Origin of the sequence: Streptomyces eurocidicus (genome assembly GCF_002891295.1) — a bacterium.
In the GTDB taxonomy this organism is placed as follows: Bacteria; Actinomycetota; Actinomycetes; order Streptomycetales; family Streptomycetaceae; genus Streptomyces; species Streptomyces eurocidicus.
In genome coordinates this window covers 360812-379122 of record NZ_LGUI01000009.1, presented here as the reverse complement: position 1 = coordinate 379122, position 18311 = coordinate 360812, and the positions used below count along the sequence as shown (strand labels likewise).

The window sequence follows — 18311 nt, the reverse complement described above, 5'->3', positions numbered from 1 at the left end:
CAGATCAGGATGAACTGGCTGACCAGGGCCTTCCCCGGCTTGCGGAGCGGGCTATTGTGCGCTTCATGCAGACGTCCGACAACGCTGACAGCGCCCAGAACACCACCGAGCCCGCCGAGGCCCTCACCGGAATCGCCGCCCAGGACTGGGACCAAGCCTCCGCCGACCCGCAGTACCGCGCGGCGGTCGTCGACCTGCTGGGCGCCCTCGCCTACGGCGAGCTGGCCGCCTTCGAGCGGCTCGCCGAGGACGCCAAGCTGGCCCCCACCCTGGATGACAAGGCGGAGCTGGCCAAGATGGCCTCCGCCGAGTTCCAGCACTTCCAGCGGCTGCGCGACCGCCTCGCCGCGATCGACGTGGAGCCCACCGGCGCGATGCGGCCCTTCGCCGCCGCGCTGGACGAGTTCCACCGCCAGACGGCGCCGTCGGACTGGCTGGAGGGCCTGGTCAAGGCATACGTCGGCGACTCGATCGCCAGTGACTTCTACCGTGAGGTCGCCGCCCGCCTGGACTCCGACACCCGCGCCCTGGTGCTCACCGTCCTCGACGACACCGGCCATGCGAGCTTCGCGGTCGAGAAGGTGCGTGCCGCCATCGAGGCCGAGCCGCGCGTCGGCGGCCGGCTCGCGCTGTGGGCGCGGCGGCTGATGGGCGAGGCGCTCTCGCAGGCGCAGCGCGTCGTCGCCGACCGGGACGCCCTGTCGACGATGCTGGTGGGCGGCGTGGCCGACGGCTTCGACCTCGCCGAGGTGGGGAAGATGTTCTCCCGGATCACCGAGGCGCACACCAAGCGCATGGCCGCACTGGGTCTCGCCGCCTGATTCCGGCCCTCGCGGGCCGTCCGGTGGAGTCCGGGTCGGGTGGCGGCGCACAGCCGTCCCCCGGTGCCGGGCGCGCCCGCTTCAGGCCGTGGCTGACCGGCGCGCCCGGTCGCCCTGGCGCAGCAGCAGCGACAGCAGCGCCACGGCCACCCCGAGCGAGACGGCCAGGGTCGCCGGCAGATGGCCCGGGCCCAGCACGGAGTGGGCGAGCAGTGCCCCGAAGAGCGCGGCGGTCGGGCCGGTGGCCAGCGCCAGGCTGCGGGGGCGGAACTCTCCGAAGCGCGCGGGCAGCCAGCGCAGGGCCGCTAGTGAGACGGCGAGGCCGATGAGGACCGAGCCGAGCGCTTCCCAGAGGATCATGGTCACTTCCCTCCCGTACCGGGGTCGAGGGGCGGGCGCAAAACGGTCGAAGCCGTACTACCCCCGGCCGGCGCCGGGCAACCCTCGCGGACGGCTTCCCCGGGCGGGGCCCGCCCGGGACCGGTGCGGCCGGGCGGCCTCCGCCGGATCCTCGCGGCGCGCTGTCACCCTCTCTACGTACGACAACGGCGGGGCCCCGGTGAATTCCTCACCGGGGCCCCGCCGTTGTCACTCGGCCGAAACGGCTCAGAGCGTCGCGCTGAAACCGACCTTGCGGACGGTCGGCTCGCCGATCTCCACATAGGCCAGCCGGTCGGACGGGACCAGGACCTTGCGGCCGTGGTCGTCCACCAGGCTCAGGAGCGGAGCCTTGCCGCCGAGCGCGTCGGCCACCGCACGCTCGACCTCTTCGGCAGACTGCCCGCTCTCGAGAACGATCTCGCGGGGCGCGTGCTGCACGCCGATCTTGACCTCCACGGCTTATGTCCCTCCGAAGGTATGGGGTTCCCCCGTGGCGAAGCCCAGGGGAGGGGTGCGCGGACAGCCGCGCGGTACGTTCCACACACTAGCCCGGTACGGCCCCGCGCCGAGCCGGTGCCTGCACGCTGGCAGCGAACAGGCCCGCCGGCCCCGCGCGGCGCCGGGCGCTCAGATCGCCTCGGGCCCGTTCTTCGGGAAGCCGGCGATGCCGCGCCAGGCCAGCGACGTGAGCAGCTGGACTGCGGTGTCGCGGGGCACCGTGGACTCGCTGGAGAGCCAGTAGCGGGCGACGACCTGGGAGACGCCGCCGAGGCCCACGGCCAGCAGCATGGCCTCGTCCTTGGACAGGCCGGTGTCCTCGGCGATGACGTCGCTGATCTCCCGCGCGCACTCCAGGGAGACCCGGTCGACGCGCTCCCGCACGGCCGGCTCGTTGGTGAGGTCGGACTCGAAGACCAGGCGGAAGGCGCCGCCCTCGTCCTCCACGTACGCGAAGTAGGCGTCCATGGTGGCCGCCACCCGCAGCTTGTTGTCGGAGGTGGAGGCGAGCGCGGTGCGGACCGCGTGCAGCAGGGCCTCGCAGTGCTGGTCCAGCAGGGCCAGATAGAGGTCCAGCTTGCCGGGGAAGTGCTGGTAGAGGACCGGCTTGCTGACGCCCGCGCGCTCGGCGATGTCGTCCATCGCCGCCGCGTGGTAACCCTGTGCGACAAAGACTTCCTGGGCCGCGCCCAGCAGCTGGTTGCGTCGGGCTCGGCGCGGCAGGCGCGTGCCTCGCGGCCGCGCCTCGGTCTGCTCGATGGCTGTCACGCCGCCTCCCATGATCGTTCCCTGCACGGTGTGCACCGCGCCCGCCATCGTACTTTTGGGTAACCGGGCCGTGCGTGGTCGGAGCGGAGAATTTCATGTACCGGACGCTGTGGGAAGTCGACAAAACGGCGACAACTGGGCGCAGGGTGCCCCAGGCCCCCGGTGGTCGTCCCCGGATCGCCCCGGATCGCCCGGATCAGCGGTAGTCGTCCTCGTCGAGCTCGACGACCCGGGCCTGCTCGGCGACGTCCGCCTCATTGGCGCTGTCGGGGTCGATCCCGGCCGGTGGGTCGTCGCGGTGGGGCGAGACGTCCGCGTGCTGTTCGGCCGCGTCGGCCTCCGGAGCCTCCACGTCGATCTCCGTGACATCGAGCTCCTCCTCGAACGTCTCGGGATCGGACGGGTCAACGGTCATGCGGTACCCCTTCCCGGGGAGAACGTCCTCGTACTCCTGGGTACGAGCCTAGGAGAGCGGCCCCCTCGGCGCCAGGTGATCTGTGACCGCCGCCACAACAGGCCCGGCGTGATCGTCTCGTAACATTGCCCGCATGTCTTCGACCGAGTCGCCGGATGCCCGTGCCGTCCCCGTGGTGCCTCCGGGGCGGCCCTCGCGGGTCAGCGCGGGCGAGGAGGTCCGTACGGTGACCCTGCCGGGGACCGCGCTGGCCGTGCGTTCCCGGCGCCCGCTCGCGGCGGACCTGCCGCCCGCCCTCTTCGTGCACGGCCTCGGCGGCTCCTCGCAGAACTGGTCGGCGCTGCTGGAGCGACTGGCCGCCGACGTCGACGGCGAGGCGCTCGACCTGCCCGGTTTCGGCGACTCCCCGCCGCCGGACGACGGCGACTACTCCCTCACCGGCTTCGCGCGTGTCGTCATCCGCCACCTCGACGCCGCCGGGCGCGGCCCCGTGCACCTGGTCGGCAACTCCCTGGGCGGCGCCGTCGTCACCCGCGTCGCCGCGGTCCGCCCCGACCTCGTGCGCACCCTGACGCTCATCTCTCCCGCCCTGCCGGAGCTGCGCCCGCAGCGCACGGCGGTGCCCACCGGGCTGCTCGCGGTGCCCGGCGTCGTCTCCCTCTTCGCGCGGATGACGAAGGACTGGACACCCGAGAGGCGTACCCGCGAGGTACTCGCGCTCTGTTACGGGGACCCCGGACGAGTGACATCCGAAGGCTTCGCGGAAGCGGTCGCGGAGTACGAGCGGAGGTTGGAGCTCCCCTACTTCTGGGACGTGATGGCCCGCTCCGCACGGGGCATCGTGGACGCCTACACCCTCGGTGGCCAGCATTCGCTGTGGCGTCAGGCGGAGAAGGTGCTCGCCCCTACGCTGCTCGTCTACGGGAAACGGGACCAGTTGGTCTCGTACCGTATGGCAGCGCGAGCCGGCAAGACTTTCCGCGACTCGCGGCTGTTGACGCTTCTGGAATCAGGACATGTCGCCATGATGGAGGACCCGGACGCGGTGGCACGTGCCTTCCGCGACCTGCTCGCGGACACCGCCGCCACCGCAGAACGGAGCGCAACGCCTCGTGGGTAAACACAGTGCACGTGCCTCCCACGCTTCCCCCCGGCCCGCGGCGCCCGCCGCCGAGGGCCCTGCCGGCGACTCCTCCGGGAGCGCCGGCGAGGAGGCCGGACCACTGGGCGGGCCCGGGCTCGCCTTCGGTACGGAGCCCCGCGCGGAGTTCGGGGCGGAGTTCGGCGCGGCGCCCGGTACGGGCCGCCGGCGCGCCTCGGCCGCCGAGGAGGCCCCCGAGGCCGCGGAGCCCCCGCCGCCGGGCGGCTGGCCGGACCCGCTGTTCGACCCCGAGTGGACCGGTATGACCGCGGTCCGGGCCGAGCCGCAGCCGGAGCCCGGCGTCGGCTGGGGCGTCATCGGCGTCCAGCGAGGCCAGGCCGCGGGCCCGGCCGGCGGCTATGAGCACCACACCTACGGTTCGCTCTATGTGACGGACCATCCCGCCGGGCGGGACGCGGCCCACCAGCCCGTACTCCCGTTCGTGGACGAGGTGTTCCCACCCTCCGTCCCTTCCGCCTCCTCCCCTTCTTCCGCCTCCTCCGCTTCCGTTTCCGGTTCCGCTCCGGGCGCCGTCCGCTCCCCGGGTGCCGTCGACGCGCCCGCCGAGGGGGCCTCCGCCGCTGACGCCGGCGTGCCCCGGGTGATCCTCACGGGGCCAGGCAGCCGTCGCGCTCCCCGCACCGCGGGCCCCTTCCGTACGGGCAGACCCGGCCAGGGCCTCGCGCGCACCGCCACCGGTGTGGCCGCCGCCCTGGTGACGGCCGTGCTCGCGGTGATCGTCGCCGGTCAGGTCCAGGAGGGCGCGGACAGCAAGGCGCAGGCCCGCTCCGCGGACGTCGAGCGCACCGGCCCGGACGCCGCCTCGCGCTCCGACAGCCGCCCCACGCCCAACGGCGGCGCCGTGGTCCCGGCCACGTACGAGCAGAAGATGGCGAAGAAGTACCCGCTCGCCCCCGACGCGCGTGGCACCGGCGACTTCGAGACCGTGGGCGGCCACGACAAGGCCCCCGGCAAGGGCGAGGTGCTGCGCTACCGCGTGGACGTGGAGAAGGGGCTGCCCCTCGACGGCGGGCTGTTCGCCACGGCCGTGCAGAAGACCCTGAACGACGAGCGCAGCTGGGCCCACGGCGGCGAGCGCACCTTCGAACGCGTCTCCACCGGCCACCCGGACTTCGTGATCACGCTGGCCAGCCCCCGCACCACGGCCACCTGGTGCGCCAAGTCGGGCCTGGACACCACGCAGGACAACGTCTCCTGCGACTCCGCCGCCACCGACCGCGTGATGATCAACGCCTATCGCTGGGCGCAGGGCGCGCAGACCTACGGCGACCGGATGCACGCCTACCGGCAGATGCTGATCAACCACGAGGTGGGTCACCGGCTCGGTCACGACCACGAGACCTGCGCCAAGGAGGGCGCGCTCGCGCCGGTGATGATGCAGCAGACGAAGTTCCTGACCACGGACGGCGTCACCTGCCGGCCGAACCCCTGGGTCTTCCCGGGGGAGTGACCGGGGCGGCCGCGCCGGTCGCACCAGTCGCGTCAGTCACGGCGGGCGCGGCGGTTCAGGGCAGCGGCGGTTCAGGGGGGGGCGGACCGGCCCGGGGTGCGCGGTCCGGGGCCGCACCCATGATCCGGACGTCTTTCATCCGGATTCTCCCGGCCTGCGGGCTTGATCGATCGTCTCGTCAAGCGAGACGTTTCATCTCTGGATATGAGACATCTTTGCCACTTGGCGAAAATTCGTTCAATGTTCTGCGCATGTCGCACCACCACGCCTCCGAGAACGCCGGCTTCGAGCTGGCGCTGATCGGCGTGGCCGCGCACGCAGTCGCCGACATCCTCTGTCGCTGAGACCGCCCTTCCCCCCGCGTACTTCCGCGCCGCGCCAACGCGCAACGGCATCGCGTCCGTCGGGGGCGGTCCGCGCGCCCTTGCGCGATCTTCTCCAACCGCCTTCCGTGGGTGCTTGCACTCTCCTTACGATCGCTTCCCCGCGAAAGGCATACCTCGTCATGCGTCAACTTCCCGCCATATCCCGCCGCGTCGCCGCGGCCGCAGTCAGTGTGGTCCTGCTCGGTGGCGCGGCGGCATGCGGCCCGGAGAAGAGCGGCGGTGACGCCAAGGGCGGCGGCGCCGACGGTGCCGCGCAGAAGGGCGGCACCCTGACCGTCCTCAACAGACAGCCGCAGAAGCAGTTCGACCCCGCGCGCCTCTACACCTCCGGCGGCGGCAACGTCCCCTCGCTCGTCTACCGCACGCTCACCACCCGCAACCGGGAGAGCGGTGCCGAGGGCACCAAGGTCGTGCCCGACCTGGCCACCGACATCGGCCGGGCGAGCGACGACGCCAAGACGTGGACGTACACGCTCAAGGACGGGCTGAAGTACGAGGACGGCTCGCCCATCACGGCCGCCGACATCAAGTACGGCATCGAGCGCTCCTTCGCCGCCGAACTCTCCGGCGGCGCCCCGTACCTGCGCGACTGGCTGGTCGGCGGCGACACCTACCAGGGGCCGTACAAGGAGAAGAAGGGCCTCGACTCGATCGAGACGCCCGACGACAAGACCCTCGTCTTCCACCTGCGGAAGTCCGAGGGCGACTTCCCCTACCTCGCGACCTCCACCCAGTTCGCGCCCGTGCCCAAGGCCAAGGACACCGGCGCCAAGTACGCCGAGCACCCGGTCTCGTCCGGCCCGTACAAGGTCGTCAAGAACGAGAACGACGGCGAGCAGATGGTGCTGGAGCGCAACGAGAACTGGTCGGAGGCGACCGACAAGGAGCGGCACGCCTACCCCGACCGGATCGAGGTCAAGTCCGGCCTCTCCTCCGCCGTCATCAACCAGCGGCTCTCCGCCGGCCAGGGCGCGGACGCCGCCGCCGTGACCACCGACACCAACCTCGGCCCCGCCGAGCTGGCCCAGGTCACCGGTGACAAGAAGCTCGCGAGCCGGGTCGGCACCGGCCACTTCGGCTACACCAACTACCTCGCCTTCAACCCCAAGGCGAAGCCCTTCGACGACCCGAAGGTGCGCCAGGCCATCTCCTACGCGGTCAACCGCACCAGCGTGGTGAACGCGGCGGGCGGCTCCTCGCTGGCCGAGCCGGCGACGACCTTCCTGCCCAACCAGAAGTCCTTCGGCTTCACGCCCTACGACCACTTCGCGGCGGGCGCCACGGGTGACGCGGCCAAGGCCAAGGAGCTGCTGAAGCAGGCCGGCCAGGAGAACCTGGAGATCACGCTCACCCACTCCACCGCCCAGGACTTCGAGACCAGCCCCGACATCGCGACCGCGGTCCAGGCCGCGCTCAAGGAGGCCGGGATCAAGGTCAAGCTGGCGGGGCTGGAGTCCAACGACTACGACGAGAAGGTCCACAGCCTCGACAAGCAGCCGGACCTCTTCCTCGCCCACTGGGGCGCCGACTGGCCCTCCGGCGGCCCCTTCCTGGCCCCGATCTTCGACGGACGGCAGATCGTCAAGGAGGGCGCCGGCAACTTCAACACCGCCCGCCTCGACGACTCCAAGATCAACGACGAGATCGACGAGATCAACAAGATCACCGACCATGACGCCGCCGCCAAGCGCTGGGGCGCCCTGGACCGCAAGATCGGCGAGCAGGCGCTGACCGTGCCGCTGTTCCACCCGGTCTACAAGCGCCTCTACGGCAAGGACGTCAAGAACGTCGTCATCAGCGACTGGACCGGCGTCCTCGACATCTCGCAGGTCGCGGTCAAGTGACGGACCTCCTCTCCACCCCGGAACCGGCGGCGGGGCTCGCCCCCGCCTCCGGGGCCCGGCAGGTCTGGCGGCGGCTGAGGGCGCGCAAGTCCGCGCTCGCGGCCGCCGCCGTGCTGGGTCTGCTCGTCCTCCTCGCCCTCGCCGCGCCGCTGCTGGCCGCGCTGGAGGGCCAGGACCCGAACACCTACCACGACGCCCTCGTCGACTCCGCGCGCGGCGGCGTGCCGCTCGGCGACTTCGGCGGCATCAGCGCCGAGCACTGGCTCGGCGTCGAACCGGGCACCGGCCGCGACATGTTCGTACGGCTGCTCTACGGCGCCCGGGTCTCCCTGCTCGTCGCCCTCGGCGCCACCGTCGTCCAGGTGCTCATCGGCCTCGCGGTGGGCCTGGGCGCCGCGCTCGGCAACCGGTTCGCCGACAGCGCGCTCACCCACCTCACCGATGTGATGGTGTCGATGCCGCTGCTGGTCTTCGCCATCGCGATGGTGGCCGTCGTCCCGGCGGACTTCCCGCGCCCGCTGCTGCTCGTCTTCGCCATCGGGCTGCTCGCCTGGGGGTCCACGGCGCGGCTCGTGCGCGGGCAGACGCTGAGCCTGAAGAAGCTCGACTACGTCTCCGCCGCCCGGCTGACCGGCGGTTCGTCCTGGCGGGTCGCCCGGCGCGAGCTGCTGCCCGGGCTCGCCGCGCCCGTGATCACCTATGCGGCCATCCTGGTGCCGAGCAACATCGTCATCGAGTCGACCATGTCCTTCCTCGGCGTGGGCGTGAAGCCGCCGACGCCCTCCTGGGGGCAGATGCTCTCGACGGCCAACACATGGTTCCGCGCGGACCCCGCGTACGTCCTGCTGCCCGCGTCGATGCTGTTCGTCACCACGCTCGCGTTCACCGTCCTCGCGGACGGGGTGCGCGTCGCCCTCGACCCCCGCGAGGCGTCCCGGCTGCGGGTCGGCCGGGGCGGGCGCGAATCCCGCAAGTCCCGTCCGGGAGGCACGGCGTGACCACCTACTTCCTGCGCCGCGCCCTGGGCGCGGTCGCCGTCGTCCTCGTGCTCTCGGCCGTCGTCTACGTGACGTTCTACGTCGCGCCCGGCGACCCCGCGCGCCTGGCGTGCGGCCCGCGCTGCAACACCGAGCAGATCCGGCAGGTCCGCGAGCAGCTCTCGCTCGACGACCCCCTCCTGACGCAGTACTGGCACTTCCTCCAGGGCGTGTTCACCGGTCAGGACTACTCCACCGGAACCAGCGTGCTGCACTGCGACGCGCCCTGCTTCGGCCTCTCGTACCAGAACAACCAGCTGGTCACCGACATGCTCGTCGACCGGCTGCCCGCCACCGCCTCGCTGGCCGTCGGCGCCATGGCCGTCTGGCTCGCGGTCGGCATCGGCACCGGTCTGCTGTCCGCGCTGCGGCGCGGCGGGGTGACCGAGCGCGCCCTCACCTGGCTCACCCTCGCCGGCACCGCCACCCCGGTCTTCATCAGCGGCGTGGCGCTGCTGATGCTCTTCTGCGTGTACCTGGAGTGGCTGCCGTTCCCCTCCTACGTGCCGCTGACCCAGGACCCCGAGCAGTGGGCCTGGAACATGCTGCTGCCCTGGCTGGCGCTCGGCCTGCTCGAATCCGCCAAATACGCCCGGCTCACCCGCAGCTCCCTGCTGGAGACGCTGGCCGAGGATCACATCCGCACCTTCCGCGCCTACGGCGTGCGGGAGCGGTCGCTGGTCGCGCGGCACGCCCTGCGGGGCGCACTGGCCCCCGTCATCGCCCTGACCGCCGCCGACTTCGGCTCGATCTTCGGCGGCGCGATGGTGACCGAGGTGACGTTCGGCCTGCCCGGCATCGGCCAGCTGCTGGTAAACGCCACGCAGAAGATCGACCTCCCGGTCGTCGTGGCCGTCGTGGTGATCACCGGCACCGCCGTCGTGATCGCCAACATCGTGGCGGACGTCCTCTACGCCGTCGCCGACCGAAGGGTGGCCCTGCGATGACCGCCGGCACCGAACCCCTGGTCTCCGTGACGGACCTGTCCGTCGCCTTCCCCACCGGGGACGGCGTCGTCCGGGCCGTCGACGGACTCTCCTTCACGCTCGCCCGGGGCGGCGCCCTCGGCATCGTCGGCGAATCCGGCTCCGGCAAGAGCACCGCCGCGTACGCCCTGCTCGGCCTGCACCGGGACACCGGCGCCGAGGTCTCCGGCTCGGTGACCGTCGCCGGGCACGACGTGCTCGCCGCCGGGGACGCCGAACTGCGCGCGCTGCGCGGCGGGGTGGCGGCCATGGTCTTCCAGGACCCGCTCTCCTCGCTCGACCCTTACCAGGCCATCGGCGACCAGATCGCCGAGGTCTACCGCACGCACCGTAAGGACGCCTCCCGGCGTGCCGCCCGGGAGCGCGCCACCGAGGTCCTCGACCGGGTCGGCATCCCGGACGCGGCCCGCCGCGCCCGGTCCCGGCCGCACGAGTTCAGCGGCGGCATGCGCCAGCGGGCCCTGATCGCCATGGCCCTCGCCTGCGAGCCCCGGCTCCTCGTCGCCGACGAACCCACCACGGCCCTCGACGTCACCGTCCAGGCGCAGATCCTCGACCTGCTGCGCGACCTGCGCGAGGAGACGGGCACGGGGCTGATCCTCGTCACCCACGACCTCGGGGTGGCGGCCGGCACCGTCGACGAGCTGCTGGTGATGAAGGACGGCCGGGCCGTGGAGCACGCTCCGGTGCGCACCGTGCTCGACACGCCGCGCGAGACCTACACGCGGGACCTGCTGGCGGCCGTCCCCCGGCTGAACGTCCGCCGTAAGGTCGTCGCGAAGCGTCCGGTCCCCTCTGTCGAGGGCGCCGTAGAGGGCTCTGCCGAGGGCGCCGCCGACACCGGCGTACTGCTGGAGGCCGAGGGCCTCACCCGGACGTTCGGGCGCGGCCGTAAGGCGGTCACCGCCGTCGAGGAGGTCTCACTGACCGTCCGCGCGGGGGAGACCATCGGCGTCGTCGGCGAGTCCGGCAGCGGCAAGACGACGCTCGGCCGGATGCTCGTCCGGCTCCTGGAGCCGACCGGCGGCGCGCTGCGCTACCGGGGCCGGGACATCGGCGGTCTGAAGGAGCGCGAGCTGCGGGCGTTCCGCAGCGAGCTCCAGATGGTCTTCCAGGACCCGGTCTCCTCCCTCAACCCCCGGCGCAGCGTCGGCGAGTCCATCGCCGACCCGCTGCGCGCCGCCGGTCGGCTCGGCGACGCGGAGATCGTCGCCCGGGTGCGCGAACTGCTGGAGCGGGTGGGGCTCGACCCCGGCGCGTACCACCGCTACCCCCATGAGTTCAGCGGTGGACAGCGGCAGCGGGTCGGCATCGCGCGGGCGCTCGCGCCCGAGCCCCGGCTGATCGTCTGCGACGAGCCGGTCTCCGCCCTCGACGTCACCACCCAGGCCCAGGTGGTGCGGCTCCTCGGCGAGATCCAGCGCGACCTGGGCGTCGCCCTGGTCTTCATCGCCCACGACCTCGCCGTCGTCCGGCAGGTCAGCGACCGGCTGGTGGTGATGAAGGGCGGCCGGATCGTGGAGGAGGGCGCCGCCGACACCCTCTACGAGCGGCCCGGCCACCCCTACACACAGGGCCTGCTGGCGGCCGTCCCGCGGCTCGAAAAGGCCGAAGCCGCCGCATAGCGCGAAGCAACGCCCCATCTTCGGGAAAGTCACTTCTGTTCACCCCTTCCGGTGGTGCGACGGACAACCGTCCGTCGCGCCGCACGGCCCCGCGCATAGCGTGCTCCCGCTGCCGTTCGGCGGCTGCCGAGGCCACAGTGGACAGACGGGGGTGCGTGCGTGCGCGTGGGACTCCTCACGGAGGGTGGATATCCGTATGCCGCGGGTGAGGGTGGCGAGTGGTGCGACCAGCTCGTCAGGGGGCTCGACCAGCACGACTTCGAGGTCTATGCCCTGAGCCGGGGCGCCCGCCAGGAGCGCGGCGGGTGGTACGGCCTCCCCAAACAGGTGCGGCGGGTACGGACGGCACCGCTCTGGGGCGACCCGCCGGAAGGGGACACGGGGCGCGCGTACGGCGCGTACGGACGGCGTGAACGGCAGCGGTTCGAGGAGCACTTCGGGGAACTGGCCGCGGCGATCTGCGCCACGGACGCGGGCGGGGCAGGTGGGGCCGGGGGGTCTGGGGGGCCTGGAGGGACCGATAGAGCCAGAGGGGGCTCCGGTTCGGTGGAGGCTCCTGGTGCGTCCGGTGCGCCGGGTGACTCCGGTGCCGTGAGTGGAACCGCCGAGGGGGGCGCCGAGGGGACGGCCCCCTCCACCGAGGGCCAGGCGTACCGTTTCGCCGAGGGTCTGCACGGCCTCGCCGACCTCGCCCGGGAGGCCGGTGGCCTGGGCGCCGCGCTCCGCTCCGAGCAGGCCCTCCGCACCCTGGAGGCGGCCTGCCGCGCACCCGGCGCGCACCCGGCGGCGTACGGCGTCCGCGTCGCCGACCTGCTCGCCGTCTCCGCCTTCCTGGAGCGGGCGCTGCGCCCCCTCTCCCTGGACTGGTACGGCGCCGCCGGCGACCACGACCGGGGGCTCGCCGCCGTCGACCTCTGCCACGCCACGTCCGCCGGACCCGCCGCGCTCCCGGGCCTGCTGGCCAAACGCTTCTTCGGTACCCCGCTCCTCGTCACCGAGTACGAGGTGCGGCTGCGCGCCTACTACCTGAACAGCGCCGCGGGCTCCGCCGGACTGCCGCTCGCCGTAAGGACGCCGATCTCCTCCTTCCACCGGCTGCTGTCCGCCGAGGTCTACGGCCGGGCCGACCTGATCACCCCCGGCGACGCCCGGGTGCGGCGCTGGCAGGAGCGCTGCGGCGCCGCCCGCGAGCGGCTGCGCACGGTCCACCCCGGCGTGGACGAACGCCCTTACGAAGCGGTCGGCGAGGGGGCCGGGGGGCCACAGGGGCCCGTCGGCGCGCCCCTGGACGACGGCCGGACGCTGCTGTGGCTCGGCCCTCCCGAGCCCCATCTGTGGGACGCCTTCGCCGCCGTGCGGGCCGCCGAACCGGCGGCGACGCTCAGGGTCGTCGGCGCCCCGCCGCCGGGCGCCGAACCCCCCGACGGCGTGACGTACGAGGAGGCGGTGCGCCCGGAGACGTACGCGGCGGGCAGTGTCGTCCTCGCCGGGGCCGCGGACGCCTTCCCGCTGCCGCTGGTCGAGGCGATGTTCTGCGGCCGGGCCACGGTCGCGGCGGACGCCTGCGCCGTCCGGGAGGCCGTCGGCGGCACGGGGCTGGTCGTCCCGCCGGGCGACCCCGGCGCGCTGGCCACCGGCTGCCTCGACCTGCTCCGCGACCCCGCCCGGCGGGCCCTGCTCGGTGCGGCGGCACGGGAGCGCGCCCTCGAACTCTTCACGGTGGAACGTCATGTGACGGCCTTTCGCGGCATCTACCTCGAACTGATCTCCCGGGCCCCCGTCCGGCAGGACGGCTCCGACCCGGCGGTCCCCTTCGGCCGCGCCGCGGGAGCGCACCCGCCGCTCAGCTGGTCGCCGCGCGCGGCCTCCCCGACCTGGGCGGGCCGGTCATGAGCGCGTCGCTACGGGCGGGCAGCCCGCCGAACCCCACCGGCATACCCGTCCCGACGGCACCCGCCGACCCGGTGAAGGCGCTCCTCCGACGCCACCGCGAGCTCTGCGCGCGCGCCGTGGACCCCCTGGAGATCGCCGCCGGCCTGGAGGCCCGGGGCGCCATGGACCACACGGCGGCCGAGTGCCGCCACCGCGATCTGTTCTCCCTGGCGGAGGAGTTGTACGCGCGGGGGCGCGGCCCGGAGACGGCGCCGGGCGGCCTTCCGGCCGGGGAGCCGTCCGGGTGCGGCCGCGGGTGCCGCTGCGGGGCCGGCGACGAAGGTGGGCGGTGGCCCGCCGCGCGGGGAACAGCGGGAGAAGTCCCCGGCCGAGGACCCTGTGGGGCGAGGGCCGCCCGATGCGGTCCGGAGACGGCGTCCGCCGGCCCGGCGGGCGTCGGAGGGGTGCTCCGAAGGTCGCTCCGAGGGGCGCCGGGCGGCGGGTTCCGGGACGGCGGCCCGCCGTGCGCCGAGGCTCGGCGAGGGGGACCGGCGCGGGGCGGTCCGCCGCCCGGTGAACCGCCGTGCGGTGAACCGCCGTGCGGCGAGGGCGCGCGCGCCGAACCCGGCGCCCACCGGTCCCACCCCGGCCGGTCGCGGGCGGCGCACCTGCCGCCCCCGGCGTACCGCCCGCCCGGCACCTACCGGTGGCGGGCGGCGCGGTGGTCCGCCACGCTCTGGCTGGTCGCCTACGGCCTCGTGGGCGACCGCCTGCTCACGGCCCTGCTGGCCGGGCGGCCCGCCCGGGAGCTCGCCGGGCCCGCCGGCCTCGCCGGCGCCCTCACCGCCGCCGTGCCGACCGCGCTCGCCCTGGCCTGCGCCACCGCGTCCGCGGCGTGGAGCGCGCGCTGGTTCACGGCCCGGGTGCGCCGCGCGCTGCTCGGCAGCCGCACCCTCGCGGAGTTCCGGTCCCGGGTGCGGCCCGTGCCCGTCCTCGCCACCGGGTTCCACCTCGCCGCCCTGGCCGCCCTCCTGGCGGCCGGGCACGCGGCGCTGCGCGGCACCGTGCCCGCCGGACCGCTCGCCGCCGTCACCGCCCTCGGCGGGCTGCTCTTCCTCGCCCGGCTGGTGGCCTCCCGGGGCCTGGGCCGGGCGGCCGCGGTGGCCGCGCTCACCGCCTGCGCGACGGAGGCCGCCGCGCTGCTCGGCGCCCTGCTAGCCCCGGGCGGCGGGCCGCTGCGGCCGCTCACCGCCCTCGCCGGGGCCCAGGGCCCCGCCGCCGTGCCCCTGACGGCGTGCGCCGTGCCCGCGCTCGCCCTGCTGATCCATGCCCTTCCCCCGCTGGCCCGGGCCTCCGCCCACCGGAGCGGGGCGGCCGCGGCCCCGGATGACGCCCCTGCCGAGGCTCATGGCCCCGCTGTCGTGCCCCTGGCGGCGTGCGCCGCGTCCGCGTTGCCCGCGCCGGCCCGGGCTTCCGCCCACGGGTCCGGGACGGTCGCCGCCCCGGTCGACGCCCCCGCCGGGGCCCAGGGCCCCGCCGCCGTGCCCCTGACGGTGTGCGCCGCCTCCGCTCACCGGAGCGGGGCGGTCGCCGCCCCGGACGACGCCCCTGCCGAGGCTCATGGCCCCGCTGTCGTGCCCTGGCGGCGTGCGCCGCGTCCGCGCTGCCCGCGCCGCCCCGGCCTCCGCCCACCGGAGTGGGACGGCCGCCGCCTCGGACGACGCCCCCGCCGGGCCCAGGGCCCCGCCGCCGTGCCCCTGGCGGCGTGTGCCGCCTCCGCCCACCGGAGCAGGACGGCCGCCGCCCCGGACGACGGCCCCACCGGGGCCCAGGGCCCCGCCGCCGTGCCCCTGACGGTGTGCGCCGCCTCCGCTCACCGGAGCGGGATGGTCGCCGCCCCGGACGACGCCCCCGCCGCCCCGGCGCCCGTGCCGCGCCCACCGCACCCGCAGACCCCGCCGCCCCCGGCGAGCCCCGGCCCGGTGAACCGTCCACCGGGCCGCACACCCCTGTCAGAGGAGCAAGCAAGATGACCGTTCACCCCATCCGCACCGCCGGGCGAGAGGGAGCACGCGACCGATGAGGGTCCTTCTGCTCGGCGCCAACGGCTACCTCGGCCGTTACGTGGCCGACCGGCTGCTCGCCGACCCCGCCGTCCAGCTCACCGCCCTCGGCCGCGGCGACGACGCGGACGTCCGCTTCGACCTGGCCACCGGCAGCCCCGGGGCGCTCACCCGCTTCCTCAACGCCGTCCACCCCGGCGTGGTGATCAACTGCGCGGGCGCCACCCGCGGCGGCGCCCGCGACCTCACCCGGCACAACACCGTCGCCGTCGCCACCGTCTGCGAGTCGCTGCGGCGCAGCGGCTGCGGCGCCCGCCTGGTCCAGCTCGGCTGTTCCTCCGAGTACGGGCCCTCGCAGCCCGGTTCGTCCACGGCCGAGGACGCCGTCCCCCGACCCGGCGGCCCGTACGGCGTCAGCAAGCTCGCCGCCACCGAGCTCGTCCTCGGCTCCGGCCTGGACGCCATCGTGCTGCGCGTCTTCTCGCCCGTCGGGCCCGGCACCCCCGCCGGCTCCCCGCTGGGCCGGCTCGCCGACGCCATGCGCCGCGCCATGCAGAGCGGCGACAGCGAGCTCAAGCTCAGCGGCCTCGGGGTGCAGCGCGACTTCGTCGACGTCCGCGACGTGGCCCGCGCCGTCCACGCCGCCTCCCTCTCCGCCGCCCAGGGCGCCGTCAACATCGGCACCGGCCGCGCGGTCAGGCTCCGCGACGCCGCCTCCCTGCTCGCCCGCGTCGCGGGCTTCGGCGGCGCCCTCCACGAGCTGGACGACCCGCACCTCGGCACCCCGCCCGCCTACCCCTACCCCGACGGCTGCGGCAGCTGGCAGCAGGCCGACGTGCGCACCGCGCGCGACCGGCTCGGCTGGCGGCCCCGGATCGGCCTGGAGGAGTCGCTCGCCGACATCTGGATGGAGGCGGCGTGTCGTATCTGATCCCCTCCGGCCGCCGGGCCTCGCCGGACACCGACGCCCCGCTGCGGTTCGGCGTCCCCGGCATGGCCCACCCGCTGCTCGCCCCCGCCGAATGGGGCGAACTCCTGCGCGCGGACGTGCCGGTGGACTGGGTCGTGCTCGGCAGCGGCGCCATGGCCGCGCCCGGCGCCTCGGGAGGTCCGGGCGCCCGCCCGGACCCGTACTGCCTGCCCGCCGTCGCCCGGTTGCGGGACGCGGGCGTCCGGCTCCTCGGCCACCTGGACCTGAAGTTCGGCGAGCGCCCCTTCGAGGAGCTCCTCGGGGAGGCGCAGCGCTACCTCAACTGGTACAAGGTGGACGGCTTCTCGCTGGACGCCTGCCCCACGGGCCCGGCCGCGCTGCCCACGGTCCGCCGCGCCGTGAGCGCCCTGCGGACGCTGCGCGAACGCGCCCGCGTCGTCCTCGTCCACGGCGCCCACCCCTGCGCCGGATACGCCGAACTCGCCGACCAGCTGGTGACCTTCCGCGGGCCCTGGTCCGCCTACCGCTGGTCGCAGGTGGCCGAGTGGACCGCCGACCACCCGCCGGAGCGGTTCTGCCACCTGGTGTACGGCGTGCCCCGGGCGCACCTGGACGAGGCCCTGCGCATCGCCCGCTGGCAGGGCGCGGGGACGATCTACTTCACCGACCGGACGGACCGGGACGAAGCGGACCCCTGGGAGGTGATGCCCGGCTACTGGGACGAGATCGTCTCGCGCATCGGACCTGGTGTCTCGGAATGAGACGGGGCGTGGCAGGGTTACAGGGGAAGAACCGAACGCCGCCTGTATGTTCCCCGCGCGAGCGGGGATGCCTCTCCTGGAGACCCCGTGTCGCTGCCACCCCTGGTCGAGCCGGCTGCCGAGCTCACCGTTGACGAGGTTCGTCGGTACTCCCGTCACCTGATCATCCCCGATGTCGGGATGGACGGGCAGAAGCGCCTGAAGAACGCGAAGGTGCTCTGTGTGGGTGCCGGCGGCCTCGGTTCCCCCGCTCTGATGTACCTCGCCGCGGCCGGCGTGGGCACCCTCGGCATCGTGGAGTTCGACGAGGTCGACGAATCGAATCTGCAGCGGCAGATCATCCACAGCCAGGCCGACATCGGCCGTTCCAAGGCCGAGTCCGCCCGTGACTCGGTGCTGGGCATCAACCCTTACGTGAACGTCGTCCTCCACCAGGAGCGCCTGGAGGCGGAGAACGTCAAGGAGATCTTCTCCCAGTACGACCTGATCGTGGACGGCACGGACAACTTCGCCACCCGCTATCTGGTCAACGACGCCTGCGTGCTGCTGAACAAGCCGTACGTCTGGGGCTCCATCTACCGCTTCGACGGCCAGGCGTCCGTCTTCTGGAGCGAGCACGGTCCCTGCTACCGCTGCCTCTACCCCGAGCCCCCGCCGCCGGGCATGGTGCCCTCCTGCGCCGAGGGCGGCGTGCTGGGCGTGCTGTGCGCCTCCATCGGCTCGATCCAGGTCAACGAGGCGATCAAGCTGCTCGCGGGCATCGGCGAGCCGCTGGTCGGCCGCCTGATGATCTACGACGCCCTGGAGATGACCTACCGCCAGGTCAAGGTGCGCAAGGACCCCGGCTGCGCGGTCTGCGGAGAGAACCCCACGGTCACCGAGCTGATCGACTACGAGGCGTTCTGCGGTGTGGTCTCGGAGGAGGCCCAGGAGGCCGCCGCGGGTTCCACGATCACTCCCCGGCAGCTCAAGGAGTGGATCGACGCGGACGAGAAGATCGACATCATCGACGTCCGCGAGCCCAACGAGTACGAGATCGTCTCGATCCCCGGCGCCCGGCTGATCCCGAAGAACGAGTTCCTGATGGGCGCCGCTCTCCAGGACCTGCCCCAGGACAAGAAGATCGTCCTGCACTGCAAGACGGGCGTCCGCTCCGCGGAGGTCCTGGCGGTCCTGAAGTCCGCGGGCTTCGCCGACGCGGTGCACGTGGGCGGCGGCGTGATCGGCTGGGTCAACCAGATCGAGCCCGAGAAGCCGGTGTACTAAGCCGGCCGGCGAAGTCCGGTGCGGTTCGGCAGCGCCCCGAAGGGG

General features: G+C 74.0%; 17 protein-coding genes. 13 read left to right on the top strand and 4 right to left on the bottom strand.

What is annotated here, in order from left to right; all coding sequences use genetic code 11:
- The first annotated feature begins 65 nt into the window (after positions 1-65).
- The gene (locus AF335_RS25685) at positions 66-821 is read left to right on the top strand and encodes a ferritin-like fold-containing protein (RefSeq protein ID WP_102920921.1); all 756 of its coding nucleotides are present in this window, start codon (positions 66-68) and stop codon (positions 819-821) included.
- A gap of 81 nt (positions 822-902) precedes the next feature.
- On the opposite strand, the gene AF335_RS25680 is transcribed toward AF335_RS25685, so the two are convergent.
- From AF335_RS25680 to AF335_RS25665, 4 genes are all read right to left on the bottom strand, one after another.
- Complete coding sequence (locus tag AF335_RS25680) at positions 903-1181, bottom strand: hypothetical protein (RefSeq protein WP_184742902.1); 279 nt, start codon at positions 1179-1181, stop codon at positions 903-905.
- Positions 1182-1427: 246 nt separating this feature from the next.
- Positions 1428-1658, bottom strand: a complete 231-nt coding sequence (locus AF335_RS25675) for a DUF3107 domain-containing protein (RefSeq protein WP_095585028.1) — start codon at positions 1656-1658, stop codon at positions 1428-1430.
- 171 nt (positions 1659-1829) lie between these two features.
- Positions 1830-2468 carry a TetR/AcrR family transcriptional regulator gene (locus AF335_RS25670; protein WP_102920919.1) on the bottom strand — a complete coding sequence of 213 codons (639 nt, stop codon included), beginning with the start codon at positions 2466-2468 and terminating at the stop codon, positions 1830-1832.
- A gap of 196 nt (positions 2469-2664) precedes the next feature.
- Entirely contained in the window at positions 2665-2883 is a 219-nt protein-coding gene (locus AF335_RS25665) for a hypothetical protein (RefSeq protein WP_102920769.1), read from the bottom strand.
- 133 nt (positions 2884-3016) lie between these two features.
- Between AF335_RS25665 and AF335_RS25660 the strand changes: the two genes are divergently transcribed.
- The 12 genes from AF335_RS25660 (at position 3017) to moeZ (ending at position 18266) form a co-directional block, all read left to right on the top strand.
- Complete coding sequence (locus AF335_RS25660; RefSeq protein ID WP_102920768.1) at positions 3017-4003, top strand: alpha/beta fold hydrolase; 987 nt, start codon at positions 3017-3019, stop codon at positions 4001-4003.
- Positions 3996-5495 carry a DUF3152 domain-containing protein gene (locus AF335_RS25655; protein ID WP_244927152.1) on the top strand — a complete coding sequence of 500 codons (1500 nt, stop codon included), beginning with the start codon at positions 3996-3998 and terminating at the stop codon, positions 5493-5495. The genes AF335_RS25660 and AF335_RS25655 overlap by 8 nt, the downstream gene beginning before the upstream one ends.
- 251 nt (positions 5496-5746) lie before the next feature.
- Positions 5747-5839, top strand: a complete 93-nt coding sequence (locus AF335_RS36480; protein ID WP_311775550.1) for an Ms4533A family Cys-rich leader peptide — start codon at positions 5747-5749, stop codon at positions 5837-5839.
- A gap of 161 nt (positions 5840-6000) precedes the next feature.
- The gene (locus AF335_RS25650) at positions 6001-7725 is read left to right on the top strand and encodes an ABC transporter substrate-binding protein (protein WP_102920767.1); all 1725 of its coding nucleotides are present in this window, start codon (positions 6001-6003) and stop codon (positions 7723-7725) included.
- On the top strand, positions 7722-8723 hold the full coding sequence (locus AF335_RS25645; RefSeq protein ID WP_102920766.1) for an ABC transporter permease: 1002 nt from the start codon (positions 7722-7724) through the stop codon (positions 8721-8723). The genes AF335_RS25650 and AF335_RS25645 overlap by 4 nt, the downstream gene beginning before the upstream one ends.
- Positions 8720-9709, top strand: a complete 990-nt coding sequence (locus AF335_RS25640; protein WP_102920765.1) for an ABC transporter permease — start codon at positions 8720-8722, stop codon at positions 9707-9709. Before AF335_RS25645 ends, AF335_RS25640 begins: the two co-directional genes overlap by 4 nt.
- Positions 9706-11373 carry a dipeptide ABC transporter ATP-binding protein gene (locus AF335_RS25635; RefSeq protein WP_102920764.1) on the top strand — a complete coding sequence of 556 codons (1668 nt, stop codon included), beginning with the start codon at positions 9706-9708 and terminating at the stop codon, positions 11371-11373. The genes AF335_RS25640 and AF335_RS25635 overlap by 4 nt, the downstream gene beginning before the upstream one ends.
- A gap of 159 nt (positions 11374-11532) precedes the next feature.
- Positions 11533-13266 (top strand): DUF3492 domain-containing protein, encoded by a 1734-nt coding sequence (locus AF335_RS25630; protein WP_102920763.1) that lies wholly within the window; start codon positions 11533-11535, stop codon positions 13264-13266.
- Positions 13263-15278, top strand: a complete 2016-nt coding sequence (locus AF335_RS36710; protein ID WP_425329127.1) for a hypothetical protein — start codon at positions 13263-13265, stop codon at positions 15276-15278. The genes AF335_RS25630 and AF335_RS36710 overlap by 4 nt, the downstream gene beginning before the upstream one ends.
- A 46-nt stretch (positions 15279-15324) precedes the next feature.
- Positions 15325-16239 carry an NAD-dependent epimerase/dehydratase family protein gene (locus AF335_RS25620; protein ID WP_087926393.1) on the top strand — a complete coding sequence of 305 codons (915 nt, stop codon included), beginning with the start codon at positions 15325-15327 and terminating at the stop codon, positions 16237-16239.
- Entirely contained in the window at positions 16227-17000 is a 774-nt protein-coding gene (locus AF335_RS25615; protein WP_376697769.1) for a spherulation-specific family 4 protein, read from the top strand. Before AF335_RS25620 ends, AF335_RS25615 begins: the two co-directional genes overlap by 13 nt.
- An 87-nt stretch (positions 17001-17087) precedes the next feature.
- Complete coding sequence (gene moeZ / locus AF335_RS25610) at positions 17088-18266, top strand: adenylyltransferase/sulfurtransferase MoeZ (protein WP_102920762.1); 1179 nt, start codon at positions 17088-17090, stop codon at positions 18264-18266.
- Positions 18267-18311 lie beyond the last annotated feature (45 nt).

Excerpts from the sequence above, each read along its gene's own strand:
- AF335_RS25620 (WP_087926393.1), top strand. The coding sequence starts at position 15,325 with ATGAGGGTCCTTCTGCTCGGCGCCAACGGCTACCTCGGCCGTTACGTG.
- AF335_RS25650 (WP_102920767.1), top strand. The coding sequence starts at position 6,001 with ATGCGTCAACTTCCCGCCATATCCCGCCGCGTCGCCGCGGCCGCAGTC.
- AF335_RS25635 (WP_102920764.1), top strand. The coding sequence starts at position 9,706 with ATGACCGCCGGCACCGAACCCCTGGTCTCCGTGACGGACCTGTCCGTC.
- AF335_RS25660 (WP_102920768.1), top strand. The coding sequence starts at position 3,017 with ATGTCTTCGACCGAGTCGCCGGATGCCCGTGCCGTCCCCGTGGTGCCT.
- AF335_RS25665 (WP_102920769.1), bottom strand. The coding sequence starts at position 2,883 with ATGACCGTTGACCCGTCCGATCCCGAGACGTTCGAGGAGGAGCTCGAT.
- AF335_RS36480 (WP_311775550.1), top strand. The coding sequence starts at position 5,747 with ATGTCGCACCACCACGCCTCCGAGAACGCCGGCTTCGAGCTGGCGCTG.
- AF335_RS25685 (WP_102920921.1), top strand. The coding sequence starts at position 66 with ATGCAGACGTCCGACAACGCTGACAGCGCCCAGAACACCACCGAGCCC.
- AF335_RS25680 (WP_184742902.1), bottom strand. The coding sequence starts at position 1,181 with ATGATCCTCTGGGAAGCGCTCGGCTCGGTCCTCATCGGCCTCGCCGTC.
- AF335_RS36710 (WP_425329127.1), top strand. The coding sequence starts at position 13,263 with ATGAGCGCGTCGCTACGGGCGGGCAGCCCGCCGAACCCCACCGGCATA.